Here is a 25,499-nt window from a genome sequence, read left to right as displayed (position 1 = left end):
TCATGAGCGACTACTGAACGGTGATCCTGTCCACCTCCACGGTGATGCCCTGCACCTGATCGGTGGAGACCGCGGTGGTGACCGTGCCGGAGCCGGTGGCCACACCCTTGACCTTCATCGTGTATGTCAGCGACTCACCGGGAGCGCCAGGCGTGCTGGTGATCCGGAAGTCCGACCCGACCCCGGTGCCGGCCGGGATCTGGCTGCCGGCGGTTCCGTCGGCGTTCTCGGCGCCCACGGTCAGCCCGTACGCGGCACCCGGGTAGGGCAGCGCGCCCGGATAGGCGTAGGTGATGTCCTCGACGCCGTTGACGCCGATCCACTGCTGGAAGACCCGCTGAGCGGTCGTGCCGAACAGGTTGAGGCGCCATTCCAGCACGATCCAGGTGCCGACGCCGTCCGTGAGCGTGCTGGCGAAGATGCCGGGCGCGCCCGTGCCGTCGAGGTCCGTCCAGAACGGCGCCATCACGCCGTTCGGCCGGGCCGCGTTCGGCAGCGACTGCGGGGTGAACTGGATGTCCGCCGAGCCGTTGGTGCCGCCCGCCACCGCGTACCCGTTGGAGGTGATGCCGATCCGGTTGAACGTCTGCCCGGCGAACCGGAACGTCGGGACGTTGAAGTTCACCGCCTCCTCGTCGCCGACCGGTGTCGGCGCGATGCCGAACGCGTCCAGCGGGATGTAGCCGAACAGCTCACCCGGGGCGATGACCGGCCGGTCGGGCTGCTTGGCGGTGAGCGTCTCCTGGGCGGTCGCGACCTGCGTGCCGGTGGCCGTGGCCCCGGTCACGCTGTTCAGCCGGAGCTTGCTGTCGAGCGTGCTGACCGCGGTGACGTCGGTGTCCTCCAGGGTGTTGTTCTGGACGGTGACCGTACAGGTGGATTCGCCGGTGTTGCGGGCGATGGCGGACGGCGCGCAGGTCTGGTCGACCGGGACCGCGCCCTCCTGGCGGAAGAACGCCACCGGCAGGTGGTGGTCCTTGTTCCCGTCCTCCTGCCGGAGGGCGATCGACCCGAAGTACTGCCCGTCCGGCAGTTCCGGCGCGGTGATCGTGATGGTCAGCTCGACGCTGCCGCCCGCCGGGACGTCGAACTCGGCCGGCGTGACCGCGATGTGCGCGCCGCTGACGGTCCGGCCCCTCGCGGTGTAGGAGACGGTCTCGTCGGTGACGTTGGTCACGGTCCGCTTGGCGGTGATCACGCCCGGCATGGTGGGCGCGTTCACCGACGGCAGGTTGAGGTTGATCCGGGCGAGCGGGTCGGTCGCCGAGGCCGCGAAGTTGGCCGCGGTCTCGTCGAGGGTGAGCACCGCGTCCCACGCCTCGCTCAGGTCGATGCGGCCGCCGCCGGTGTCGAACGGGTCGGCCGGGGTGACCCGGTCGGACTTGGTGACGTTGTCCGTCGCCGTGGTCTCCAGCGCCGACTTGACCTGCCCCGGCGTCCACGACGGGTGCAGCGAGCGCAGCAGCGCCGCCGCGCCCGCCACGTGCGGCGAGGACATCGAGGTGCCCGCGATGACCTGGTACAGGTTGCCGGGCGGACCCTCCAGCGGAGACTCCGGCGTCGGCGTGTGCCCGGCCAGGATGTGCAGGCCCGGCGCGGTCACGTCCGGCTTGAGGAAGTCCCCGCCCGGCCCGCGCGAGGAGAACGTGGTGATCGAGTCGCGCTGCCAGCTGGCCTTCGTGCCCTGGGTGAACGTGGCCGTCTCCCCGGGGGTGGCGGCCAGGTGGGCCAGCAGCACGTCGGTGGCCGGCTTGTCGATGTGCACCGTCGGCAGCCAGTGGTTGTCGGTCATGATGTCCAGCGGCGTGCTGTTGTAGAGAATCATCCCCACGCCGCCGCCCTGCTTGACCTGGAAGCCCTTCAGCACCCGGTTGACGCCGCGCTCACACGCCACGATCTTCCCGGTGAACAGCCCCGCCGGCGGCGTGCTGAGGCACAGCGGGTCGTTGTACGGCGGCGCGGAGGCCAGCACCACCGGCGCGGCCGTACTGACGCCGCCCGTGATCGAGGCGCCCTTGATGGTCGGCCCGCCGGTGAAGGTGATGGTCGACTCGAACGTGCGCTTCTGCGTGGACGCGGCGACCGTGGTCAGCCACGGCCCGCGGTGGTCGGTGGTGCCCGCGCCCGGCCCGGCGTTGCCCGCCGACGCCGCCACGAAGACTCCCGCCGCGTAGGCGTCCAGGAACGCCAGCTCGACCGCGTCGCTGTAGGGGTTCGCTCCACCGGAGATGGAGAAGTTGATCACCTGCACGCCGTCCAGGATGGCTTGCGCGATTGCCTGGACCGTGTCGGAACCGAAACAGCCCTCCGCGCCGCACACCTTGTAGACTGCCACGTGCGAAGCGGGCGAGACGCCCTGGATCTTCCCGCGGGAGATGCCGAGCGGAGTGGCGTCCGCGACCACGCCGCCCGCCGCCGTGGTGGCGGTGTGGGTTCCGTGGCCGTTGGAGTCACGGGCCGAGTTGTAGACCTCGCCACCGATAAGCGCGTTGTAGGTGGCCAGGAACGCCTGCCCGGAGATCAGCTTCCGGTTGCACGCGAACGGATCCGCGGCCGGGGTCAGCGGGTTGTCGCCGAAGTTGCAGACCCGGGGGGTTCCGTCGGCCTTCGCCGGGGGAGCCGGGATGACGGCCGTCTCCGCGAAGGACGGATGCTCAGGCCACGCGCCCGAGTCCAGAATGCCGACGATCACGCCCTTGCCGGAGGACGGCGCCCCGCCGAGGTGGTTGTAGACCGTGGTGGCGCCGATGAGATCGGTGCTGGCGTCGGTCAGCGGCTTCTCCAGCGAGTCCGCCTGCACGGCCGCCACACCCGGCAGCCGCAGCAGCTCCGCCGCCTTGTTGGCCGGCACGGTGAGCGCCACGCCGCCGTAGACGGTCCGCAGCCGCTGCCCGACCTTCGCGCCCGCGACCCGCTCGGGCAGCTCGGCCAGGAACTCCTGCTCGATGCCCTCGATGTGCTTGACGTAGTTCTTCACGGCCGCGCTGTCCGGGTCGAGTTCCTCGCCCGTCACGGCCGGACTGGTGCCCGGCAACCCGGCCAGGCCGCCCTTGTACGCGGCCAGCGAGTCATAGTCCAGCTTGACCACGACGTTCACCGGGGCCGAGGAGCTCGACTTCAGCAGCTCCTCGTCACTCTCGGCCAGCTGCCCGGTCACCGACTTGGCGCCGACCACCCGCTCCGGAGTGCCCAGCGGCGTCGCCGTGAAGCTGGGAGTCGACGACGGAGTGGGGTCCGCCGCCGCGGACCCGGCGGGAACCACCGCCGCGACCAGGCCGAGCACGGCCACGGCACTGGTTAACCGTAAGCGTCTCGAACGTGACTTCCTTGAGGACACGAAACCTCCATGTGGGGGGTGCGGGACTCGTCGCACACCAAGAGGCGTCGCGCCACCCCCGGGAGGCGCCTGTTCGGGCGCACGGAAGAGACTCAACCCTCCCCGGTGGTTGACGACGGCTTGACCACCGCTTGGCGGTGGAACGGGCCTGCCAGGGAGTTTAACCAGCCATGATTTCCGAGACTAGATGGGGATTTGACAGGATCGCTGTTTATTTTGGGCGCGAGTTAGACTCCTGCCATGAAGCTGAAGCTGGATCTCCACGACATCTTCAACAAGGGCGACCAGATCGACCGAGCCCTGAACGGGATCATCCAGGAGGCCCTGGCCAAGAAGGCCACCGAGGTGGAGATCATCCCCGGCAAGGGCTCCGGCCAGCTCAAGAAGAAGGTCCTCCGCTTCCTGGACCAGAAACACATCAAGGCCCTCTACCACCGCATCGACAAGGACGCCAAGAACCACGGCCGCCTCTTCGTCTACTTCAGGCACAAGTAGCCGCGCGGTGCCCCTGCCAGAGGGCACATCCAGGGCATTCTGGTCGTAGGGGAAGAGAGCGTTCTCGAAGTTGAGCCGGGTTGTCGCCGCAAGTCAAGATCGGCGCAAAGCGGCCCAGCGCTCGAGAACGGATCCCTCATGATCAGACCCATCGCCCGATCACAGGCTCGTCGAAGTACCGTCGCGGTGCTGGTCGGCTTCGCGTTATTGGCAGGTGGCGCCACCGGAGTGCCCAGCGCCGGCGCGGAGACCGCGAAAGGCAACCACCAGCCGGTGATCGGAAAACCTGACCTGGATGAGAACGGCTGCGCTCGTATTGAACGGAGCCTGCCCAGGCTCGCCGACTGGCCGAAAGTCAAGAGCCAGGTCGAGCAGGACCGGGCCGACGAGAAGCGGGTGGCGAAGATCCTCGCCGGCATGACACTCGCCGAGAAGGTCGGGCAGATGGCACAGCCCGAGATCGGCGCCATCACGCCGGCGGAGGTCAAGCAGTACGGCATCGGCTCGGTGCTCAACGGCGGCGGATCATGGCCGGGCGGTGACAAGCACGCCTCGGCCAAGGCCTGGCTCGACCTCGCTGACTCTTACTGGACGGCGTCCGTCAGCACCAGGACGAAGATCCCGGTGATCTGGGGCATCGACGCCGTGCACGGCAACAACAACGTCTATGGCGCGACGATCTTCCCGCACAACATCGGCCTGGGAGCCGCGCAGAACCCCTGCCTGATCCGTGACATCGGATCGGCGACCGCCGCGCAGGTCCGCGCGACCGGGCAGGACTGGGCGTTCGCGCCCTCGGTGGCCGTGGTCAGGGACGACAGGTGGGGCCGCACGTACGAGGGCTACTCCGAGGACCCGCGGATCACCCGCGCCTACGCGTACGAGGCGGTCAAGGGTCTGCAGGGCCAACTCGGGAACCGTGGCGGCATCATCGGGACCGCCAAGCACTTCCTCGGTGACGGCGGCACCCTCAAGGGGCAGGACCAGGGAATCAACCCGTCCGCCGAGGCCCAGATGATCAACATCCACGGGCAGGGCTACTACGGCGCGCTGGCGGCCGGCGCCCAGACCGTGATCGTGTCCTTCAACAGCTGGACCAACGCCGACCTCGGCATCAACGAGGGCAAGCTCCACGGCAGCAAGCGCGTCATCACCGACATCCTCAAGCGGAAGATGGGCTTCGACGGCGTCGTGGTCTCCGACTGGAACGCCATCGGCCAGGTCGCCGGATGCACCGCCTCCAGTTGCGCGCGGGCCATCAACGCCGGGATCGACGTCGTGATGGTGCCGTTCGCCTGGAAGGCGCTGATCGCCAACACCATCGCGCAGGTCAGGAGCGGCGAGATCCCGATGTCGCGCATCGACGACGCGGTGACGCGCATCCTGCGGGTGAAACTGCGCGCCGGCGTGTTCGACGCGCAGAAGCCCTCCGCCCGCGCCCTGGCCGGGTCCGCCAGAGCGCTGCAGGCGAAGGAACTCGCCCGCAGGGCCGTCCGGGAGTCGCAGGTTCTGCTCAAGAACAACAACAAGGTACTGCCGCTCGCCCGCGGCTCCAGGGTCCTCGTCGTGGGCAAGAGCGCGGACAGCCTGCAGAACCAGACCGGCGGCTGGACCCTCACCTGGCAGGGCACCGACAACACCAACGCCGACTTCCCGAACGGCACGACGATCCTCGGCGGCCTCAAAGAGGTGCTGGGCGCCGCCAACGTCACCTTCAGCGAGACGGCCGACGGCGTCGACCCGTCGGCGTACGACGCCGTCATCGCGGTGATCGGCGAGACTCCGTACGCGGAGTTCCTCGGTGACCTCGGCCGGCGCTCACTGGAGGCGCACAAGCTCTATCCCGGCGACCTCGCCGTCCTGGACAAGGTCAGCGGCAAGGGGACGCCGGTCGTCACCGTGTACGTCACGGGCCGCCCGCTGTGGGTCAACAAGGAGCTCAACCGTTCCGACGCGTTCGTCGTCGCGTGGCTCCCGGGCACCGAGGGCGGCGGCGTGGCGGACCTGCTCGTGCGCGGCTCGCACAAAAGCGCGGGTTACACCGGCAAGCTGTCGTACTCCTGGCCGAAGACCGCGTGCCAGACCCTGCTCAACCCGGGTGACGCCGGCTACGACCCGCTCTTCCCGCTCGGGTACGGCCTGCGGTACGGGCAGACCGGATGGGTCGGGACGCTCGACGAGACCGCGCCGGCCTGCGGCCCGATAGGTGGCGGCGGCACCGCCACCGAGGATCTCAAGATCTATGACCGGATGGACGTCGCGCCGTACAAGAGCTTCATCAACTCCGCCGACACCGACACCGAGATCGGCGCCGACGGCGAGGCGGCGCACGCGGAGATCAACGTGGTGCCGTCCGACGTGACCGCGCAGCGGGACGGCCTCAAGGTGACCTGGACGGGCAACGGTCAAGGGGTGATCTTCATGCAGGATCCCGCGGGCGGTCGCGACCTGCGAAGCCACCTCAACGCCGACAGCGCCCTGGTCTTCGACACCATCATCCACCAGCCTCCAGTGGCGAGAACCGTGATCGGCGCCCAGTGCCTCTTCCCCTGCTTCGGCGAGCTGACCGCGACCTCGATGTTCCAGAACCTCCCCGTCGGGACCAGGACCACCATCAAGATCCCGATCGCCTGCTTCGCGGCCGCCAGCCTCGACATGGAAAATGTGAACATGCCCTTCTTCATCCTCGCCGAGGGAGCCTTCTCCGCATCCTTCGCGAACATCCGCTGGGTGCCGAAGGCCGCCCAGGACGCTGACGCCCAGACCTGCGCCAGCCTGACCTAACCATAGGGAAACACCCGCCCGCCGTCCGGGCACCCGGCCTGAGGCCGACCCCGAACGGCGGCGGGACCCAGGCCGAGGCCGTGGTGAACGGGATGACGATGACGGATCTTGCGGGCACAGTACGGCTGGGCTATTTTCCCGCCTCATGCGCACCTTTGTTCTCGCCGCGGCCCTGATCGCCGGCCTCCTCCCTGGGTTGGCGGCCGGGGAGGCCACAAGTGCGACCCAGGTCCGCTCGTATGCTCATGCGCCGGCGATGCCCGCGGTGCTGGCCAGGAACCCTCTCTATCGGACGGGGCCGCTTCCCCGGCGGGCCTGCTCTCTCCCAGGAGTCAGGAAGAACGACCCCAAGTCGGCCGCGAAGTACCTGCGCGCCTGGCTCGGCTGCCTGGACAGGTCGTGGCGGCCGCTGCTGAAGGCCGCCCGGCTGCCCTCCACAAAGCCCGAAGTCCGCTTCATCGCCGATCCCGGCACCGAGGCCTGCGGCACTGACTGGCAAGAGGTCGGCGTGGCACAGTACTGCGACGGGACCATCGTCATCTACTTCAAGGACAGCCTCCTCAAGGCCCCGGACGGGCCTGTCCTCCTGGACATCGTCGCCTATCAGTACGGCAATCACCTCCAGGCCCTGTCCGGCATCGGCAAAGCCGCCGACCGCCTGACGGGCAGCGGCGAGTCCGAGCTGGAGTCGGAGCACCTGCGTCGCTACAACCTCCAGGCCCACTGCCTGGCCGGTGCCTTCCTGGGGAGCGTCTGGAAGTCCCTCCACCGCCCCACGCGTGATTGGCGGAAATTTCTCGACACCATACGCGGCACCGGAGACGACATGAGGTCCACGCAGGAGCGATGGCACGGTACGGGCCGCAGCATCGTGTACTGGGCGAACCGGGGATTCGCGAAGCCGTCCCCCGCCCGATGCAACACCTGGACCGCCGCCGGGACGCTTGTCGCCTGAGAAGACTCGTTGATACCGTGCGCGGCCGTGGACATCATATGATTGTCACATGACAACAAAGCCGGTGACCGTCACGATCGACGAGCATTTGCACGCCTACGCTCAGGAAGAGGTGAAGGCGGGGCGGGCCAAGTCGGTGTCGTCGGTGGTCAACGCGGCGCTGGCGGCTCGGGCGGAAGCCGATCATGCCGCTGACGCGGCGGTTCGGAAGGCGGTGGCGGCCGTGCAGGCCGATCCGGAGGTGGCGGCGCGGGTCGAACGTATGACCGCGCATGTTCTCGCTCAGGCCACGTCGGCCGATCGGACGGACCTAGATGTCTGAGACAGGGTTCGTGCTGGATTCGAGTGTGGTGAGTGAGATCGCCCGGGGCGATGCGTCGCTGATCGCCATGCTCTTCGGGCTGGAGTCGAAAGGCTTCTCGCTGGTGGTGCCGGCGCTGGTGGTCGCCTCGGTGACGGCCGAGGTGGTCGAGCCCACGGGGTTCCTGCCGGCGGTGCGCGGCATCGCCCGGTTGGACAACGGCATATATGGGTCGCTGGGGGATTTCGACGACGCGCTCGAATTGGGGAGGGCGGCCGGTCGGCTCGGCGCGGCAGTCTCCTGGCCCGATGCGCACACCGTGATGCTGGCCCGGCTGTGGCGGGCCCAGATTCTCACCCTGGATGTGGCCCGGTGGAGCGATTATGACCTGGACGGCGTCCACGTCACGGAGATCGCCGACCCCGAGGGCTGAACACGAGAGCGGCGTTGACCCTCGATTCTCAGGTTGTGAACCGTGTTCGGCATAATCGAAACGTGATCCAGTCTGTTGAGCGGGCGGCGTTGATACTTCGGGTTCTGGGGGCGGGGGTGCCTCGGTTGGGGGTTACCGAGATCTCGGAGCGGGTGGGGTTGGCGAAGCCGACGGTGCATGGGTTGTTGCGGACGTTGGAGCGGCATGAGCTGGTCGTTCAGGACGCGGAGACGGGGAAGTACGCGTTGGGGCCGGCGGTGTTGCAGTTGGGGAACGCGTACCTGGATGGGTCGGAGTTGCGGGCGCGGAGTCTGTTGTGGGCGGATTCGCTGGCGCAGCGGGCCAATGAGTCGGTGTGGGTGGCGACCTTGTCGGGGTCGCGGGTGATCGTGTTGCATCACGTGTTCCGGCCGGATGACATGGTGCAGATCCTTGAGGTGGGGGCGGCGATTCCGTGGCACGCGTGTGCGCTGGGGCATGCGATCGCGGCGTATCACCCGAGGATTGAGGAACTGTATGAGGAGCCGCTGGTTCAACTGACCGGGCAGACGCGTACGGACCGGGAGCAGTTGGAGGAGGCGCTCACGGCGGTGCGGCGGACGGGGATGGCGGTGGAGGATCAGGAGGCGGCGCTGGGGGACGCGGGGATCGCGGCGCCCGTGTTCACCAGGGGTGGGGTGGTGGCGGGCGCGATCGGGGTGGTGGGGCCCGCGGAGCGGTTGCTGGGGGTCCGGCGGAATGATCTGCTGCTGGCGGTGCGGGAGTCGGGGCGGGCGCTGTCACGGGATCTGGGGGCGCCCAGGAGCACCTCCGCGTATGGCTGAGTGCCCGGGAGCACTTCCGCGTATGGCTGAGGTCAGAGTTTGCCGATGTGGCGGGCTTCTTCTGCGGCGTCGAGGACGGCTTTGACGTCGGCGCCCGCGCCGGAGGTGACCAGGGCGGAGATGGCGCCTTCCACGAAAGGGGCGTCCGCCAGGAACACCCGGGGGTGGGGGGATTCGTCGAGCAGGGTCCTGGCGGTGAGGACGGCGCTGCCGAGGTCCATCAGCAGGACGACGCCGTCGCCCTGGTCGACGGTGGTGATGGCGTCGCTGACCTTGGTGATGCTGGTGCCGAGGCGGCCGTCGTCGGTGCCGCCGGCGGCGGCGATGGGGACGTCCCGGCCGCCGATCTGGGCGGCCAGTTCGGCGACTTCGGCGGCGAGCCTGGCGCTGTGGGAGATGAGCACGATGCCTACCATGTGCGGAATCCCGCCGTCCGGAGCGCGCTGAGGATCAGGGCGGTGGAGGCCGCGCCGGGGTCCTCGTGCCCGGCGCTGCGGGAGCCCAGGTAGCTGGCCCTGCCCTTGCGGGCCTGAAGCGGAATAGTGGCCTTCGCCCCTTCCTGCGCCGCCGCCGCGACCGCGCTCAGCGCGTCCTCGGGCTTCGCCCCTTCCCGTACGGCTTGCGCCAGCGCCCGCACCGCCGGCGCCAGCGCGTCCACCATCGTCTTGTCGCCTTCCACGGCCGCGCCCAGCTTCTGCACCCCGGCGAGGGCGGCGTCCAGCGCGGCCGACAGTTCGGCCAGCGAGATGTCCCGAGTTTCGCCCATCGACTTGCCCATCTGCCGGAACGCCGTCCCGTACAGCGGCCCGGACGCGCCGCCGACCTTGCGGATCAGCGTGGACCCGGCGAGCACCAGCGTCCCCCCGGGCGTCCGCGGCGGCGAGTCGGTCAGCGCCCGCCGCACCTCGCCGAAGCCCCGATCCAGGTTGGAACCATGGTCGGCGTCTCCGATGGCGGCGTCCAGCTGGGTCAGATGATCACGCTGAGCCTGTACGGCTGTCGCGATCTCCTCCATCCAGGCGACGAAGAACGAGGTGTCCAAGAGGCTGCTCCAAATCACTAAATGAGCCGATATTTCAAGTTATGCCCCCACCCGGGACGGTCATGGCCGTCCCGGATGGCGGGCGGAGGCTCAGCGACCCCAGCGCAGGCCCGGCGTCTCGACCGGGGCATCCCAGAGCCGGATGAACTCGTCGGTGAGAGCGCATGTCGTGACCGAGAAGCCCTGCATATCGAGACTGGTCACATAGTTGCCGACCAGGCTGCGCACGGCGGTCGCGCCCTTCTCCCTGAGATAGGCCGCCACCTCCGCGTACGCGATGTAGAGCTCCAGCAGCGGCGTCCCGCCCATGCCGTTGACCAGCACCAGCACCTCCCCGGACAGCGGAAGGTCGTCGTTGATCGCGTCCATCGCCATCCGGACGATCTCCCGCGCCTCCGCGTGCGCGGCCCGCGTCCTGCCGGGCTCGCCGTGGATCCCGATGCCCAGTTCGATCTCGGATTCGGCCAGGTCGAAGGTGGGCTTCCCGGCGGCGGGGACCGTGCAGGAGGTGAGCGCGACGCCGAAGGAGCGGCTGCGGTCGTTGACCTCGCGGCCGACCCTGGCCACCTCGGCGAGCGAGGCGCCGGTCTCCGCCAGGGCTCCGGCGATCTTCTCGACGAACAGCGTCGCGCCGGTGCCGCGGCGGCCCGCCGTGTAGAGCGAGTCCTGCACCGCGACGTCGTCGTTGACGAGCACGCTGGCGACCACCACGCCCTCGTCGCCGCAGAGCTCCCCGGCCATCTGGAAGTTGAAGACGTCGCCGGTGTAGTTCTTGACGATGTGTAATACGCCCGCGCCGCCGTCGACGCCCTTGGTGGCCTCGATCACCTGGTCGGGCACGGGGGAGGTGAACACCTCGCCGGGGCAGGCGGCGTCGAGCATGCCGTACCCGACGAAGCCGCCGTGCAGGGGTTCGTGGCCGGAGCCGCCGCCCGAGACCAGGCCGACCTTGCCGGGGCGCGGTCCCGCGGCCCTGAATATGATCTTGTTTTCGAGGTCCACGCGAAGTTCGGGGTGGGCGGCGGCGAGGCCGGTCAGTGCGTCGGTGACTACGGAGTCGACGCTGTTGATGAGCTTCTTCACGGTGTCGTCCTCACTGGAGTGTTGCTCTCAACCTCTGCCCTGGGGCGGGTGACGGCAAGCGCCAGGTAGGCCAGCGCGCCGAGCAGGCCGCCGGCGAAATCGCCGATCAGGTACGCGGGGAACTGGTCCCAGGCGACCGTGCCGCCGAACAGCGCGGTCACCAGGAACGGGCCGACATAGCGGGCCGGATTGATGGCGGCGCCGGTGGCGGGGCCGACGATGATGATGATCGCGAAGACGATGGAGCCGATCGCCATCGGAGCCCAGCCGGGCACGGCCCGGCGGTCGATCACCCCGAAGATCACGAAGACCAGCATGAAGGTGCCGATCGCCTCGATCAGGGTGCCGCGCAGGAAACCGGTCTCGGCCGCGTACGTGGTGACGCCGCCGCCGGCGGCCTTCGCGGCGTCGGCGCCCAGGGTCACGAAGATGGCCAGCGCGCCGGTGACCGCGCCGGCGACCTGGGCGGCGACGTAGCCGGGGACCTCGCGCCACGGGAAGCGGCCGGTCGCGGCCAGGGCGAGGGTGACGGCCGGGTTGATGTGGCCGCCCGAGATGTGGCCGATGGCGTACACGGTGCCCACGATGACCAGCATGAACGCGAAGCTGATCACCCCGAGCTGGGCCATCGAGAAGGGCACTTTGGTGCCGGCGGCGATGACGCCGGTGGCGGCGGCCGAACCGGCGCCGACGTACACGAGGAAGGCGGTGCCCAGGAGTTCGGCGAGGAGCTTCTGGGGGGTGGTGGGTGAGTCGCTCATGACACCGTCCAGAACTGACGTGAACGTTGTTCGACAATGTCGAACAGGATTTCACTGACGTTAAATCGGGGTGGCGGGGTCGTCAAGAGGACGCGGAAGCCTGTGTCAGTTCGGCCGGTCGACCGGCGCGGGCGCGGGGTGGCGGGGTCGTCGGGAGGACGCGGCAGGATCGCCGGCGCGGGGGTGCGCCGGCGATCCTGGTCGGCTGGTCAGCGGGCGAAGACCACGATGTTGTCGCGGTAGCTGCCGCGGGAGCGGTCGAACGTGCCGCCGCAGGTGATCAGCCGGAGGTGGGTGCCGGATCCGGCGTGGTAGACGACGCTGTCGGGGATGCGGTTCTTCGGGTAGCGGGCGACACGCTGGACGGTGAAGGTGGCTTTCGTGCCGTCCTCGCGGTGGACGTGGATGCGGTCGCCCTTGGTGAGCTGGCGGAGGCGGTAGAAGACGGCGGGGCCGGTCTTGGAGTCGACGTGCCCGGCGATGACGGACACGCCCTTCTCGCCGGGTTCGGGGCCCGCCTTGTTCCAGCCGACGCGGTCGAACTGGCGGGGGGCGACCAGGCGGCCGTTGCGGTCCAGCGGGAGAGCGATCACCTTGGTCGAGACGCCGATGGCCGGGATGCTCAGCCTGACCGGGTCGGCGACGTCCTTCTTGGGGGCGGCCACCGGCTGCACGGTCCCGGCCCGTGGCACACTGGCCGGCACACTGGCCGGGACATCGGCCGCGGAGGCGTCGCCGCCGCAGCCGATCGTGACAAGCGCGGCACCGGCCAGGGTCACGGCCCCTCGCAGGGTACGGGTTCCCATGATCAGCTCTCCGCGCTGAACTTGCGCCGCAGCCAGAACCCGCCACCGGCGATCATGGCCGCCCCCGCCAGCCCCAGCGGAACCAGCGCCGACGTCCCATCCTCGGCCGCACCACCGAGCCCGGTCTCGACACCACCGTTCGGCTGCTCATCGTCATCACTCACCCCGGCAGATCCACCCTTACCGGTGTCGACTCCACCGCTCGGGCGGTCGTCGTCATCGTCGTCGTCGCTGGTGGCGCCCATCCCGGTGTCCACGCCGCCACTCGGGCGGTCGTCGTCATCGTCGTCGCTGGTCGCGCCCAGTCCCGTGTCGACGCCGCCCTGGGGCCGGTCGTCATCGTCGTCACCGTCACCGTCATCGCGGTCGTCGTCATCGCGGTCGTCGTCATCGTCATCGTCGGCGGCGGTGATCGATGAGAGAGGGGCCGCCTGGGCGGGGTAGGTGAGGGCGGCTGTGGTCGTGGTCAGGCCCAGGGCGAGGGCCATGGCGAGGAGGGTGGGGCGCAGGGTTTCGGTCATTGTCGGCTCCTGGAAGGTTGGGCGCTTTTCGCGGCTGATTCCAGGATTCGGGAGTGGGGTGGGGTGACCGTGAGGGCTTGGTGAGAGGGTTCTCACCGGGCTTTTGGCGGGTTTTATTGGGCGCGCAGGCGGTAGCCGGTGCCTCGGACGGTTTCGATGCGGTCGTGGCCTAGTTTGCGGCGCAGGTAGCGGACGTAGACGTCGACGACATTGGAACCGGGGTCGAAGTCGAAGCCCCAGACGTGGCTGAGTAGTTGTTCGCGGGTGAGGACTTGGTCGGGGTGGCGGAAGAAGACTTCGGCTAAGGCGAATTCTCGGGTGGACAGGTCTACTGAGCGGTGGGCGGCGTGGGCGCGGCGGGTGCGTAGGTCGAGGGTCAATTCGCCAGCCTTGAGCACCGTCACCTCGGGGAGGCGGTCGGAGCGCAGGCGGAGCCGTACCCGGGCGAGGAGTTCTTCGAAGGCGAAAGGTTTGGCTATGTAGTCGTCGGCGCCACCTTCTAAGCCGGCGACCGTGTCGACGACGCTGTCCCGGGCGGTGAGGATGATGACGGCGATCCCGATCCGGGATTCGCGCAGGCGTCGTAGCACGGTGAAACCGTCGCTCACTGGTAGACCGATGTCCAGGATGAGCAGGTCAAACTCGCCGGTGCGGGCGTTCTCATAAGCAGCCAGCCCATCACTCACCACCGTTGTCACAAATCCGCTGCCACGGAGGCCTTTCTCCAGGAAGGACGCGATCCGCTCCTCGTCCTCCGCGATCAGAATGCGATTCACCCAACCTCCTTAGCCGGAAATTTCATGACAAAAAGGGCTCCGCCGCCGGGGGATTCCTCCACCCCGACCGTGCCGCCATGCCCTTCCGCGATCGACCGCACAATGGCCAGGCCCAACCCGGCCCCTTCCCCGGTACGGCTCCCGCCCCGCACGAACCGCTCGAAGATCCGCCCCCGATCCTCGGCCCTCACCCCGGGCCCGCTGTCCCGCACCCAGAGCCGTACCAGCCCATCCCGCACGGAAGACCCCACCGCCACCAGATCCCCCACCCCGGTATGCCGCACCGCGTTCGCCGTCAACTGCACCAGCGCCTGCGTCAACCGCTGCCGATCCGCGAGCACCCGCTCCTCGGCCACCTCCTCCACCCGCCACCGCCGATCCCCGAGCGCCCGCGCCTTCGCCACCACGCTCACCGTCAGATCCGCCAGCTCGACCTCCTCCGGCTTCAGGAAGTCCGGCTGCTCGGCCTTGGCCAGCGTGAGCAGGTCCTCGACGATCCGGTTCATCCGGGCCAGCTCGTCCGCGACCAGGGCGAGCGTCTCGGCCCGGTCGTCCTCGCCCATCAGCTCCAGATGCCCGCGAACCACCGTGATCGGCGTGCGCAGCTCGTGCCCGGCGTCGTCGACGAACTCGCGTTGCGCGGCGAACGCCCGTTCCAGCCGGTCCAGCATGTGGTTGAAGGTGGCCGCCAGCGCGGCCACGTCGTCGTTGCCGGTCACCGTGAGGCGGCGGGTCAGGTCGGAGGAGTCGGTGATCTGGGCGGCGGCCTGCCGTACCAGGCGGACGGGGGCCAGGACGCGGCCCGCCACGAACCAGCCGGCCCCGCCCGCCAGGGCGAGCGACGCGAGGGCGGCGGAGGCGAGCACCCTGACCGCCTCGACCACCTCCTCGCGATGCCGGTCGTAGAAGATGGCCACCACGAAATGGCCGGTACGGTCGTCGCCGGTCACCCGCACCGGAATGGTGGCGTACCGCACCGTCCCGGCGGCGGTGTCGACGCGGTCGGCGGTGGCCACGGTGGCTTCGGCCAGGACGCCGACGAACTCCTCGTCCTGGTCCAGCCGGATCGGGGGAGTGATCCCGGTGATCGAGTCGGCGCGCCCGTCGACCAGGGTGAAGAACGTCTCCCACCGGTCGGGCACGTTGACCGCCAGGTAGGAGTCCAGGAGCTCGGACACCGTCCAGCCGGTGCGCTCCACGGTCGCCGCGTACGAGCGGAGTTTGGCGGTCTCGTTGCGGAGTTCGGCGTTGACCCGGTCGTCGAGGCCGGCCAGCAGAATCGTCCAGGTCGCGAACAGGGACACCGACAGGGCGAGCGCCACCAGGAGCAGCATCCAGCCCACGATCCGGGCGCGGGCGCTCACCCGCCGTCCCGATCAGTCGTCGTCATCGCCTTCATCATCGTCATCCCCACCCCGCTGCGGCGGTGGAGGCTTGACCGGATCCGCACGCTCTGTCGATACCGCGTCAAGCTTGTCCGGCTTCCGGGCCGACGGCGAGACCGAAACGACCACGGGACCGCCCAGATCGGGGTCACCGGTCCCGGCCGCCCAGACGATCCCCACGAAGGCGAACGCGACGGCGACCGCCCCGACCAGCAGCACCACAACCGACATCCGGCGACTCATCCGGCCATCCTCGGCCCGGTCCAGGAGAAGACCCTGAGCCCACGATGAGAAGACTCTCATCTGGGCTGTACCGTGACGGACCGGCTGTAGGAAGATCGGGGACACGCACATGGCTTGGCCGCGCCGGTGTCTGGACTGAGGAACGCAGGTCGCGGAGCGGCCGGAGTGACGAGGGAAGACACCGGCTAAGGGGCGGCCAAGCCCGCCGTGCCGAAGGCGCGGCCATGTAAACAGCTGGAGGGGTTATGTCGGTTTTGCGGGATTTGGTGGCGGGTATTCAGGGTGGTTCGATTGAGGTGGTCGACCTCACCGCGCCACTGGCGAGCTCGACGCCGATCCTGATGCTGCCCGAGCCGTTCGGCAACACGATCCCGTTCACGCTTCAGGAGATTAGCCGGTACGACGACCGCGGTCCGGGCTGGTACTGGAACAACATCGCGACCGGCGAGCACACCGGCACCCACTTCGACGCCCCGATTCACTGGATCACCGCCCGCGACGGCGAGGACGTCTCCCAGGTGCCCCCGTCCCGCTTCCTCGCCCCCGCCGTCGTGCTCGACTTCGCCGCCGAATCTGCCGCCAATCCTGACTTCCTGCTGGAGATCGACCACGTCACGGCCTGGGAGAAGGAGCACGGCCCGCTCCCGGAGGGCGGCTGGCTGCTCTACCGAACCGGCTGGGACGTGTACGCCCATGACCAGGCCGAATTCCTGAACGCCAACGAGACGGGCCCGCACACGCCGGGCATCTCCGTCGACTGCGCCCGTTACCTGGCCGAACAGACCGCCATCGCCGGAGTCGGCGTGGAGACTGTCGGCACCGACGCGGGCGCGGCCCACTCCTTCGACCCGGCGTTCCCGTGTCACACCTTCCTGCTCGGCGCGGGCAAGTACGGCCTCACCCAGTTGCGCAACCTCGACCGGCTGCCGGCCACCGGAGCCGTGGTCGTCGCTCCGCCGCTGCCGATCGTCGGCGGCTCCGGCAGTCCGCTGCGCGTGCTGGCCCTGGTCGAGAGGTGAACGTCGCCGAGGCCGTCGGCGCCACGCTGGTCCGCCTCGGGGTGACGACCGCCTTCGGCGTGGTGGGCAGCGGCAACTTCCACGTGACGAACGCCCTGGTGGCGGCGGGCGCGCGGTACGTCGCGGCCCGCCACGAGGGCGGCGCGGCCACGATGGCGGACGCGTACGCGCGAATGAGCGGCGAGGTCGGCGTGGTCACCGTCCACCAGGGCCCCGGGCTGACCAACGCGCTGACCGGGCTCACCGAGGCGGCCAAGAGCCGGACCCCGCTGCTGCTCCTGGCGGGGGAGGTGACGTCGCCGCGGTCGAACTTCTACGTGGATCAGGCGGCGCTGGCGACCGCCGTGGGAGCGCTGCCGATCAGGATCACGGCCGGGAGCGCGGTCGAGGACACGGTCAACGCGCACCGGATCGCGCTGACCGGCCGGACGGTCCTGCTCAACCTGCCCCTCGACGTGCAGGCGGCCCCGGTCGCCGGGGACATCGTCAGCCGCGGCATCGAGGCGCTGGTGACGCTGCCGGAGCTGTCCGCCGGGAGCGGACCCCAGCCTGATGAGATCGACCAGTTCGTGGAGATGCTCCTCGCGGCGCGGCGGCCGGTGTTCGTGGCCGGGCGGGGTGCGCGCCGGGCGCGGACGGAGCTGGTGGCGCTGGCCGAGCGGGTGGGCGCGCTGCTGGCCACCTCCGCCGTCGCGAAGGGCCTGTTCCGGGGGAGCACCTGGGATCTGGACATCAGCGGCGGATTCGGCACGCCGCTGGCCACCGAGCTGATCATGGACGCGGACCTCATCGTCGGCTGGGGCTGCGCGCTCAACATGTGGACGATGCGGCACGGCACCCTGATCGGCCCGGACACCGCCGTCGTCCAGGTCGACCAGGACGCTGCCGCGATCGGCGTCCATCGGCCGCTGACCCTGGGACTGGTCGGAGACGTGGCCGCGGTCGCGCGGCAGACCGCGGACCAGCTGGATCCGCGATCCGTACTGACCTATCGGATGGGCTACCGCTCGCCGAGGCTGGCCGAACGCCTGGCCCGGGAAGGCCGCTGGCGCGACGTCCCTTACGAGGACTGGGGGACCGGTGAGATATGCGACACCGGGAACGGCCGCTCCGGCGATTCGCGAGCTTTCGAAGGCAAGTCCGCTCCCGAAGAGCCGACCGAAGAGCTGGCCGAGGAGCCGATCCGGGAAGAGACCAAGGCACCCGCCGGTTCCGGCCGCATCGACCCCCGGACGCTCTCCATCGGCCTGGACGACCTGCTCCCCGACCAGCGCATCATCGCCACCGATTCCGGAAATTTCATGGGATACCCGGCGATGTTCATGGACGTCCCCGACGAGTGCGGTTTCGTCTTCACCCAGGCCTTCCAGTCCATCGGCCTCGGCCTGGCCACCGCCATCGGCGCGGCCCTGGCCCGCCCCGACCGCCTCCCGGTCGCCGCGCTCGGCGACGGCGGCGCCCTGATGGGCGTCGCAGAACTGGAGACCGTCGTCCGCCTCGGCCTCCCCATGGTGATCGTCGTCTACGACGACGAGGCGTACGGCGCCGAGGTCCACCATTTCGGCCCCGACGGATCGCCCCTCGACACGGTGGTGTTCCCGCCCGCCGACCTGGCCGCCATCGCCCGGGGTTTCGGCTGCGACGCGCTGACCGTACGGCACAAAGAGGATCTCGCCGGGATCGCCGAGTGGCTCAAGGGCCCGCGCGCGCGCCCGCTGCTGGTGGACGCGAAGGTCGCCGCGAACCGGGGTTCCTGGTGGCTGGAGGAGGCGTTCCGTGGGCACTGAACTGTTACGGTTCTGGCATGGCTGAGATCGTGTACCCCCCGGTTATCGGGGTCGCCCGGATGCTGTTCAGGGTGCTCGACATGAAGATCCACATCGAAGGATCCGGGCACGTTCCGACGACCGGCGGAGCCGTGCTCGTCAGCAATCACGTGAGTTATCTGGACTTCATCTTCGCCGGGCTGGGAGCCCGCCCATCGCGGCGGCTGGTGCGTTTCATGGCGAAGAAGGAGGTCTTCGACAACAAGATCTCCGGGCCGCTGATGCGGGGCATGCACCACATCCCGGTGGACCGTACCGAGGGGGCGGGGGCCTACGTCGCGGCGTTGCGCGCCCTTAAGGCGGGCGAGGTCGTCGGGATCTTCCCCGAGGCCACGATCAGCCGCTCGTTCACGGTCAAGGACATCAAGAACGGCGCGGTGCGGATGGCGGCGGCCACCGGCACGCCGATGATCCCGGTCGCGCTGTGGGGGACCCAGCGGCTGTGGACCAAGGACCGCAAGCGCGCGCTCGGCCAGCGGCACATCCCGATCACCATCCTGCTGGGCGAGCCCATGCACCCCAAGCGGGGCGAGGACATGGAGGCTCACACCGTCGAGCTGCGCAGGCGCATGTCCGAACTGGTGGACAAGGCGCAGCGCGGGTACGCCGAGATCCCCGAGGGCGTCTGGTGGCAGCCCGCCCATCTCGGCGGCTCGGCCCCCACCCCCGAGGAGGCCGAGGCACTGGACGCCGCCGACGCCGCCGGCCGGCTGGCCGAACGCGACTGACGCCTTTCGATCATGAAGAAAGCGCTCCCTGAATCAGGGTGACGCCGGGTTACGGCCGTGTCAACAGCACTTCTGCACTGTTCACACCCGCGCAAGATTTCTCCGGACGGGCACAACCGGCGGGCGAGCGCACCCAGCCCTGACGTCATAAGTACACGTCAAAGCCGAAATATCGGTATCTGATCCCGCCCTGGAGAGCGCTCTCCGGCTGGATTTTGGACCGTGGCAAAGGGGTTGTCTGATTACATCAGAGTTAACTTAACTCTTGACAAAAGTTCGGCGCAGAGGGGACATTTTGCGTGCAGGGAGCGCTCCCCGACATTCGCCCTCCCGAGGAATCGGCCTCGGGCTCAGCACGCGGCGGCGACCCGTGTGTCCCCCTGGCTGTTCCGCCCATGCCTGGAGCTCGCATGACCATGTCCTTCCGCGCCCGTGTCCCGGGCAGGACCCGCTTACGTCTGGCCACCACGATCGCAGCGGCCACCACCCTGCTCGTCACCTCTCTGTTCGCCACCGCCCAGCCGGCCGCGGCCGCCGTCCTCTCGCAGGGCCGGCCCACGCTCGCCTCCTCGGTCGAGAACGCGGGAACCCCGGCCGGGGCCGCCGTGGACGGCAACGCCGGCACCCGCTGGTCGAGCGCCTTCTCGGTCCCGCAGTGGATCAGGGTCGACCTCGGCTCGGCCCAGGCGATCAACCAGATCGTGCTCAACTGGGAAGCCGCGTACGCGACGTCCTTCACCATCCAGACCTCGAACGACGGCAACGCGTGGACCACCATCCACAACGTCACCAACGGCACCGGCGGTAACCAGACGTACAACGTCAACGGCAACGGCCGTTACGTCCGCCTGCACGCCACCGCCAAGGCCACCGCGTACGGCGTCTCGCTGTGGGAGTTCCAGGTCAACGGTCCCGGCGGCGGGGGAGGCGGAGGCGGCGGCCCGATCGTCCGGGTGGCCGAATTCCTGGCCGACTGCCCGTTCAGCCACCGGCTGCCCGACGACCCGATCGTGGCCCCCAACCTGCCCGGCGGCTCGCACATGCACAGCTTCTTCGGCAGCACGGTGACCAACGCCTTCACCACCCTGACCGACCTGCAGAACGCGCCCACCAACTGCAACCCGTCGACCGACCTGTCCTCGTACTGGGTGCCCACCCTGTACGTCAACAACGTCCCCGTCGAACCGACCGGCACTACCTTCTACTACCTGGGCGAAGGCGTACGGGACGACGTGATCGCCCGCACCCAGCCGATCCCGCTCGGCCTGCGGATCGTGGCCGGCAACGCCAAGGCCACCGCGCCGGACGCGACCTCCACCGCCCGCTGGTCCTGCCTGCACGCCGGCCAGGTGCCACCGAGCAAGGACTTCGTGACCTGCCCCGCCGGCACCATGATGGAGTCCTATCTGGACTTCCCGCAGTGCTGGAACGGAACGACCCTGGACTCACCCGACCACAAGAGCCACATGGCCTACCCGGTCAACGGTGACTGCCCCGCCTCCCACCCCGTCCCGGTACCCAAACTCCGGCAGGTCCTCCGCTACCCCGTCAACGGCAGCCCAGCGACCTTCCGCCTGGCCTCCGGCCCCGGCTTCACCATGCACGGCGACTTCTTCAACGCCTGGCCGGTCGCCGAGATGGAACGCCGCGTCCGCGACTGCATCCGCCCGATCATCAAGTGCGGCGCCAACGGCACACCCTGACTCCCTTGAGGACCCGCTGAAAGGGGCTCACTAAAAGGGGCTCACTGAAAAGGCGCCACGAGGAAGGACACCCCATGCGACACCTGCTGATCCTGTCCTTCCTCGTGGCCGCCTGCGCCCCGCCACCGGCGGCGGTCACCCCCCAGGTATCCGCCCCGCCGCCGGTGGCGTCCACCCCACTCAACCCCGCCACCCTCAACCCGAACACCGTCAACCCGAACACCGTCAACCCGAGCACCGTCAACGCCGCCACCCTCAACCCCGACCCCCTCAGCACCGGCAGCATCAACGCCACCGACATCGCCTGGGCCCAGCTCATGATCCCCATGCACGAGGGCCTCCTCGAACTCCTCGACCAGGCCCCCGCCCGCCTCACCAACCCCGACCTGGCCCACCTGGCCGCCCAGGTCGCCACCACTCACCGCACCGAACTCCCCGCCCTCCGCCGCATCCTCACCCGGGCCGGCATCACCGGCGCCAACCCGCACGAGGGCCACGACATGCCCGGCATGGTCACCCAAGCCGACCTCACCCTCCTCACCCCCATCACCGGCCCGACCTTCGAACGCCTCTTCATCGCCCACCTCCGCGGCCACCTGGAACAGGTCACCCTGATCTCCCGCGCCGAAGGCCAATCCGGCAAAGACCCCTCGGCCCACACCCTCGCCGCCGCCATGGTCAAGTCCCGAACGGCCCAACTCGCCACCCTCGACCACCTGACCAGCCCAGCCACCACGAACTGAACCAGCAAACGACCCGCGGTCTCATCCCCACATGGCCGAACGCAATGCTGAGTTACACTTATTGCGGATATTGATCCGGGAGATGATCATGTCACGTACTGGTGTGCTCGCGAGCGCGACGCGTGTCGAGGCCGACAGCGGCGAGCGTGAGCTCCTCGCTCACCTGGAGGCCAGTTCCCACAGCGCCACCCAGCTTCTGTTGCGGGGCGAGGACGGCCAGGACACGGTGCTCCCCGAGTCGCTGCTCGCCCTGGTGCTGGCGGCGGTTCATGATCTCGCGAAGGGAAACGCCATCTTGGCGCTCCCGGTTGAGACCCGCCTGACTCCCGGCGAGGTAGCCCAAATGCTCGGCCTTTCCCGTCCTTTCGTGGTTCGATTGCTCGACGAAGGCGAGATCCCCGCCCAGCACCTGCCCGGCAGCCGTCACCGCCTGGTCCGCCTGGCCGACGTCCTGGCCTTCCAAGCCCGCCGCGAGCGCCGCGCCGAGGGCAGCCGGAAAATAATCGAAGCCGCCGAGGACGCGGACCTGCCCTACTGACGCCCCGGAGACCCGCCAGATGTCACGAGTGTGCGTCGACACCAACGTCTTGTTCCCGTTCTCGCTGATGGACTTGATGCTGGCGCTGAGCGAAGACGCGGTTCACACGGTCATCTGGAGCGATCATCTGCTGGATGAGTGGGAGCGTGTCATCGTGCGCGAGCAGCGCCGCTCCGCGCCCTCGGCCACACGTATCTGCGCGGTGATCCGTGAATTCTTCGCGGACTCGCGAGTTTCCGAGGACGCGTACAAGCTCCTGGTGGAACAGATGGAGGGACGAGATCCCGATGATCGCTACCACATGGCCGCGGCGATCGCCGGACGCGCTCAGACCCTCGTGACGTGGAATCGCGCGGATTTTCCGGCGAAGTTCCTGGCTCGCTTCGGCTTGACCGTCACAGATCCCGACACCTACCTGTGCTCATTGCTCAGTCAAAGCCCGCGAGAGGTCGTGGACGTCCTCGGACGCATGTCGGCGGGCAAACGACGTCCTCCCCACGTTCGACGTCCTGAATGCCCTCGATCGGGCAGGGGTTCCCGTCTTCGCCCGTCGAGCACGTCTCCGGTTGCCGGCCGAGCCGCTGGAAAGCTGAGAGAAGTGCAGTTGCTCTTGGCTTTCCAGCGGGCTTCGCGGGTCAGAGTTCGGGCTGGAGCCAGCCGGACTGGGGGATGTCGCCTCGGTAGGGGCCCTGGATCACTGGGGGGTTGAGGGTTTCTTTGATGGTGCGGGCGTTGACCCAGCGGATGAGGTTGAAGAGGGAGCCGGCCTTGTCGTTTGTGCCGGAGGCTCGGGCGCCGCCGAATGGTTGCTGGCCGACTACAGCGCCGGTGGGTTTGTCGTTGATGTAGAAATTGCCAGCCGCGAAGCGGAGGCGTTCTGTGGCGGAGGCGATGAGGCGGCGGTCCTGGGCGATCAGGGAGCCGGTCAGGGCGTAGGGGGAGGCGGATTCCATCTGGTCGAGGACGGGGTCGAAGTCGGCGTCGTCGTAGACGTGGACGGCGAGGATGGGGCCGAAGTACTCGGTGGTGAAGATCTCGTCGGTAGGGTCGTCCGACACCAGGACGGTTGGTTTCACGAAATATCCGGTGGAGTCGTCGTACGAGCCGGTCAGGACTTCGATTGACGAGGTGGCACGGGCGCGGTCGATGGCAGCCTTGTGCTTGGCGAAAGCGCGGGCGTCGATGACAGCCCCGAGGAACGTGGACAAGTCGGCGGTGACGTCGCCAATGGTCAGCGATTCCGCTGTGCCGGCCAGGTCGTCCCGGAGGGTGTTCCAGATCGAGCGCGGGATGTAGGCCCGCGACGCCGCGGAGCACTTCTGGCCCTGGTACTCGAAAGCCCCTCGGATCAACGCCGTCAGCAGGGTGCCGCGATCGGCGGACGGATGCGCGAGCACGAAGTCCTTGCCGCCGGTCTCACCGACCAGCCGCGGATAGCCGTGGTACGCGCCGATGTTGGCGCCCACGCTCGCCCACAGATGCTGGAACGTCGCGGTCGAGCCGGTGAAGTGGATCCCGGCCAGCGCCTGATGCGGCAGCGCGACCTCGGACACGGCCTGCCCGTTGCCGGTGACCATGTTGATCACCCCGGGCGGCAGTCCGGCCGCCTCCAGCAGGCGCATGGTGAAGTGCGCCGCGAACTGCTGCGTCGGTGACGGCTTCCAGACGACCACGTTCCCCATCAGCGCCGCCGACGCGGGCAGGTTCCCGGCGATGGCCGTGAAGTTGAACGGCGTGATGGCCAGGACGAAGCCCTCCAGCGGCCGGTACTCCATCCGGTTCCACACCCCGGGCGAGGACACCGGCTGCTCGGTGTAAAGCTGCCGCGCGTACGCCACGTTGAACCGGAGGAAGTCGATCAGCTCGCAGGCCGCGTCGATCTCGGCCTGGTGCGCCGACTTGGACTGGCCGAGCATGGTCGCGCCGTTGAGCGTGTTCCGCCACGGCCCGGCCAGCAGGTCGGCCGCGCGCAGGAAGACCGCCGCGCGCTCGTCGAAGGGCAGCGCCCGCCAGCCGGGGGCGGCGGCAAGTGCCGCGTCGATCGCGGCCGACACGTCGGCGGCGGTGGCGTCGGCCGTACGGCCCAGGACGGCCCGGTGGTTGTGGGGCTGGACGACCTCGATCGGCGCGCCGCCGCCCATCCGGCGTTCGCCGCCGACGGTCATGGTGAGGTCGAGATCGGCCTTGGCGAGCTCCTTGACGCGGCTCTCCAGGGCGGCCCGCTCGGCACTGCCCGGCGGGTACGCCAGGACCGGCTCGTTGCCGGGGACGGGGACATTTGATACGGAGTCCATCATTTACCCCCAAGGGAACGCAGGAAGAAGGCGACGTTGGCCGGGCGTTCGGCGAGGCGGCGCATGAAGTAGCCGTACCAGTCGTCGCCGTAGGGCACGTAGACGCGGACGTTCGCGCCTGATTCGGCGAGCGCGAGCTGTTTGTCGGTGCGGATGCCGTACAACATCTGGAATTCGTAGTTGTCGCGGCCGTCGGCCAGGCTCTCCGCGACGGCGATCAGCCGGTCGTCGTGGGTGGCGATCATCGGGTAGCCGGCGCCGGACATGAGCACCCGCAGGCAGCGCACGTACGCCAGGTCCACGTCCCTCTTCTTCTGGTACGCCACCGACGCCGGCTCGTCATACGCGCCCTTCACCAGGCGGACCCGGGAGTCGCGCAGGTCGCGGCAGTCGGCCTCGCTGCGGAACAGATACGACTGGATGGCCACTCCCGTGTCGGGAAAATCCGTCCGGAGCGCCTGCAAGATCGCCAGCGTGGAGTCGACCGTGGTGTGGTCCTCCATGTCGAGCGTCACGGTGGACCCGTTCTCCCTGGCCGCCTCGCAGATCTGGCGGGCGTGGTCGAGCGCCATCCCGTCGTCCAGCGCCTGCCCCACGGCCGACAGCTTCACCGACACCTCGGCCCGGTCCCCGAACCCGAGCGGCCGGAGCGCTTCGAGCAGCCGCAGGTACGCCTTCGTGGTCTCGACGGCGGCGCCGGTGTCGCGGACCTCCTCGCCCAGATGGTCGATCGTCGACATCAGCCCCAGATCGGACAGCCGCCGGGCCGCGGTCACCGCGTCGATGGTCTGCTCACCCGCGACGAACCGGTCCACCACTCTGCGGGTCAGCGGGAACCGGGACACGGCCCGCCGGGCCCGCCGGTTCCGGGATGCCGCCAGAAGTACCTCACCAAGCATGAG

General features: G+C 69.1%; 25 protein-coding genes. 13 read left to right on the top strand and 12 right to left on the bottom strand.

Annotated elements, in window-relative coordinates:
- Nucleotides 1–10: 10 nt before the first annotated feature.
- A complete protein-coding gene (locus Acor_RS08320) occupies nt 11–3,289 on the bottom strand; it encodes a S8 family serine peptidase (RefSeq protein WP_246238493.1) in 3,279 nt (1,092 codons plus the stop codon).
- 288 nt (nt 3,290–3,577) lie between these two features.
- On the opposite strand from Acor_RS08320, the gene Acor_RS08315 reads away from it, so the two are divergent.
- The 6 genes from Acor_RS08315 to Acor_RS08290 all read left to right on the top strand — a co-directional run bounded on the left by Acor_RS08315 (nt 3,578) and on the right by Acor_RS08290 (nt 9,129).
- Nucleotides 3,578–3,832: a Smr/MutS family protein gene (locus Acor_RS08315; protein ID WP_155335967.1), complete on the top strand. Its 255-nt coding sequence runs from the start codon at nt 3,578–3,580 to the stop codon at nt 3,830–3,832.
- A 138-nt stretch (nt 3,833–3,970) separates the two neighbouring features.
- Nucleotides 3,971–6,616: a glycoside hydrolase family 3 protein gene (locus Acor_RS08310; protein WP_155335966.1), complete on the top strand. Its 2,646-nt coding sequence runs from the start codon at nt 3,971–3,973 to the stop codon at nt 6,614–6,616.
- A 145-nt stretch (nt 6,617–6,761) separates the two neighbouring features.
- The gene (locus Acor_RS08305; protein WP_155335965.1) at nt 6,762–7,571 is read left to right on the top strand and encodes a neutral zinc metallopeptidase; all 810 of its coding nucleotides are present in this window, start codon (nt 6,762–6,764) and stop codon (nt 7,569–7,571) included.
- A 49-nt stretch (nt 7,572–7,620) separates the two neighbouring features.
- Nucleotides 7,621–7,893, top strand: a complete 273-nt coding sequence (locus tag Acor_RS08300; RefSeq protein ID WP_155335964.1) for a type II toxin-antitoxin system ParD family antitoxin — start codon at nt 7,621–7,623, stop codon at nt 7,891–7,893.
- Nucleotides 7,886–8,305 (top strand): hypothetical protein, encoded by a 420-nt coding sequence (locus Acor_RS08295; protein ID WP_155335963.1) that lies wholly within the window; start codon nt 7,886–7,888, stop codon nt 8,303–8,305. The genes Acor_RS08300 and Acor_RS08295 overlap by 8 nt, the downstream gene beginning before the upstream one ends.
- Nucleotides 8,306–8,367: 62 nt before the next feature.
- Nucleotides 8,368–9,129, top strand: coding sequence for an IclR family transcriptional regulator (locus Acor_RS08290; RefSeq protein ID WP_155335962.1), 762 nt, complete (start codon nt 8,368–8,370; stop codon nt 9,127–9,129).
- Nucleotides 9,130–9,161: 32 nt separating this feature from the next.
- Here the strand turns inward: Acor_RS08290 and dhaM are convergent, their stop codons facing one another.
- From dhaM to Acor_RS08245, 9 genes are all read right to left on the bottom strand, one after another.
- Entirely contained in the window at nt 9,162–9,545 is a 384-nt protein-coding gene (gene dhaM, locus Acor_RS08285) for a dihydroxyacetone kinase phosphoryl donor subunit DhaM (RefSeq protein WP_174876115.1), read from the bottom strand.
- Nucleotides 9,539–10,171 carry a dihydroxyacetone kinase subunit DhaL gene (gene dhaL, locus Acor_RS08280; RefSeq protein ID WP_246238492.1) on the bottom strand — a complete coding sequence of 211 codons (633 nt, stop codon included), beginning with the start codon at nt 10,169–10,171 and terminating at the stop codon, nt 9,539–9,541. Before dhaL ends, dhaM begins: the two co-directional genes overlap by 7 nt.
- A 90-nt stretch (nt 10,172–10,261) precedes the next feature.
- Nucleotides 10,262–11,254 carry a dihydroxyacetone kinase subunit DhaK gene (dhaK, locus tag Acor_RS08275; protein ID WP_155335960.1) on the bottom strand — a complete coding sequence of 331 codons (993 nt, stop codon included), beginning with the start codon at nt 11,252–11,254 and terminating at the stop codon, nt 10,262–10,264.
- A complete protein-coding gene (locus Acor_RS08270) occupies nt 11,251–12,015 on the bottom strand; it encodes an MIP/aquaporin family protein (RefSeq protein ID WP_155335959.1) in 765 nt (254 codons plus the stop codon). Before Acor_RS08270 ends, dhaK begins: the two co-directional genes overlap by 4 nt.
- Nucleotides 12,016–12,224: 209 nt before the next feature.
- Nucleotides 12,225–12,821, bottom strand: coding sequence for a class F sortase (locus Acor_RS08265; RefSeq protein WP_155335958.1), 597 nt, complete (start codon nt 12,819–12,821; stop codon nt 12,225–12,227).
- Between the two features lie 2 nt (nt 12,822–12,823).
- Nucleotides 12,824–13,342, bottom strand: coding sequence for a hypothetical protein (locus Acor_RS08260; RefSeq protein ID WP_155335957.1), 519 nt, complete (start codon nt 13,340–13,342; stop codon nt 12,824–12,826).
- Between the two features lie 113 nt (nt 13,343–13,455).
- Nucleotides 13,456–14,118, bottom strand: coding sequence for a response regulator transcription factor (locus tag Acor_RS08255; RefSeq protein WP_155335956.1), 663 nt, complete (start codon nt 14,116–14,118; stop codon nt 13,456–13,458).
- The gene (locus Acor_RS08250) at nt 14,115–15,482 is read right to left on the bottom strand and encodes a sensor histidine kinase (RefSeq protein WP_246238491.1); all 1,368 of its coding nucleotides are present in this window, start codon (nt 15,480–15,482) and stop codon (nt 14,115–14,117) included. Before Acor_RS08250 ends, Acor_RS08255 begins: the two co-directional genes overlap by 4 nt.
- A gap of 12 nt (nt 15,483–15,494) precedes the next feature.
- The gene (locus tag Acor_RS08245; protein ID WP_155335955.1) at nt 15,495–15,746 is read right to left on the bottom strand and encodes a hypothetical protein; all 252 of its coding nucleotides are present in this window, start codon (nt 15,744–15,746) and stop codon (nt 15,495–15,497) included.
- Nucleotides 15,747–15,991: 245 nt separating this feature from the next.
- Here Acor_RS08245 and Acor_RS08240 point away from each other — a divergent pair, with 245 nt between their 5' ends.
- The 7 genes from Acor_RS08240 to Acor_RS08210 all read left to right on the top strand — a co-directional run bounded on the left by Acor_RS08240 (nt 15,992) and on the right by Acor_RS08210 (nt 23,012).
- On the top strand, nt 15,992–16,765 hold the full coding sequence (locus Acor_RS08240) for a cyclase family protein (RefSeq protein ID WP_155335954.1): 774 nt from the start codon (nt 15,992–15,994) through the stop codon (nt 16,763–16,765).
- Nucleotides 16,762–18,552 (top strand): thiamine pyrophosphate-binding protein, encoded by a 1,791-nt coding sequence (locus Acor_RS08235; protein WP_155335953.1) that lies wholly within the window; start codon nt 16,762–16,764, stop codon nt 18,550–18,552. Before Acor_RS08240 ends, Acor_RS08235 begins: the two co-directional genes overlap by 4 nt.
- A 17-nt stretch (nt 18,553–18,569) precedes the next feature.
- On the top strand, nt 18,570–19,319 hold the full coding sequence (locus Acor_RS08230) for a lysophospholipid acyltransferase family protein (protein WP_155335952.1): 750 nt from the start codon (nt 18,570–18,572) through the stop codon (nt 19,317–19,319).
- Nucleotides 19,320–19,729: 410 nt separating this feature from the next.
- On the top strand, nt 19,730–21,022 hold the full coding sequence (locus tag Acor_RS08225) for a DUF1996 domain-containing protein (protein WP_218034185.1): 1,293 nt from the start codon (nt 19,730–19,732) through the stop codon (nt 21,020–21,022).
- Nucleotides 21,023–21,096: 74 nt separating this feature from the next.
- Nucleotides 21,097–21,765 (top strand): DUF305 domain-containing protein, encoded by a 669-nt coding sequence (locus Acor_RS08220; protein ID WP_155335951.1) that lies wholly within the window; start codon nt 21,097–21,099, stop codon nt 21,763–21,765.
- 88 nt (nt 21,766–21,853) lie between these two features.
- Nucleotides 21,854–22,303 carry a helix-turn-helix transcriptional regulator gene (locus Acor_RS08215; protein ID WP_155335950.1) on the top strand — a complete coding sequence of 150 codons (450 nt, stop codon included), beginning with the start codon at nt 21,854–21,856 and terminating at the stop codon, nt 22,301–22,303.
- Nucleotides 22,304–22,322: 19 nt separating this feature from the next.
- Nucleotides 22,323–23,012, top strand: a complete 690-nt coding sequence (locus tag Acor_RS08210) for a PIN domain-containing protein (protein WP_308805634.1) — start codon at nt 22,323–22,325, stop codon at nt 23,010–23,012.
- On the opposite strand, the gene pruA is transcribed toward Acor_RS08210, so the two are convergent.
- On the bottom strand, nt 22,939–24,597 hold the full coding sequence (pruA, locus tag Acor_RS08205) for an L-glutamate gamma-semialdehyde dehydrogenase (protein ID WP_155336010.1): 1,659 nt from the start codon (nt 24,595–24,597) through the stop codon (nt 22,939–22,941). The genes Acor_RS08210 and pruA overlap by 74 nt on opposite strands.
- Nucleotides 24,597–25,496, bottom strand: coding sequence for a proline dehydrogenase family protein (locus Acor_RS08200; RefSeq protein ID WP_155335949.1), 900 nt, complete (start codon nt 25,494–25,496; stop codon nt 24,597–24,599). The genes pruA and Acor_RS08200 overlap by 1 nt, the downstream gene beginning before the upstream one ends.
- Nucleotides 25,497–25,499 lie beyond the last annotated feature (3 nt).

The sequence above is a fragment of the Acrocarpospora corrugata genome, assembly GCF_009687845.1.
Classification (GTDB): domain Bacteria; phylum Actinomycetota; class Actinomycetes; order Streptosporangiales; family Streptosporangiaceae; genus Acrocarpospora; species Acrocarpospora corrugata.
The sequence above is the reverse complement of the archived record's forward strand: the minus strand, read 5'-3'. Positions and strand labels throughout refer to the sequence as shown.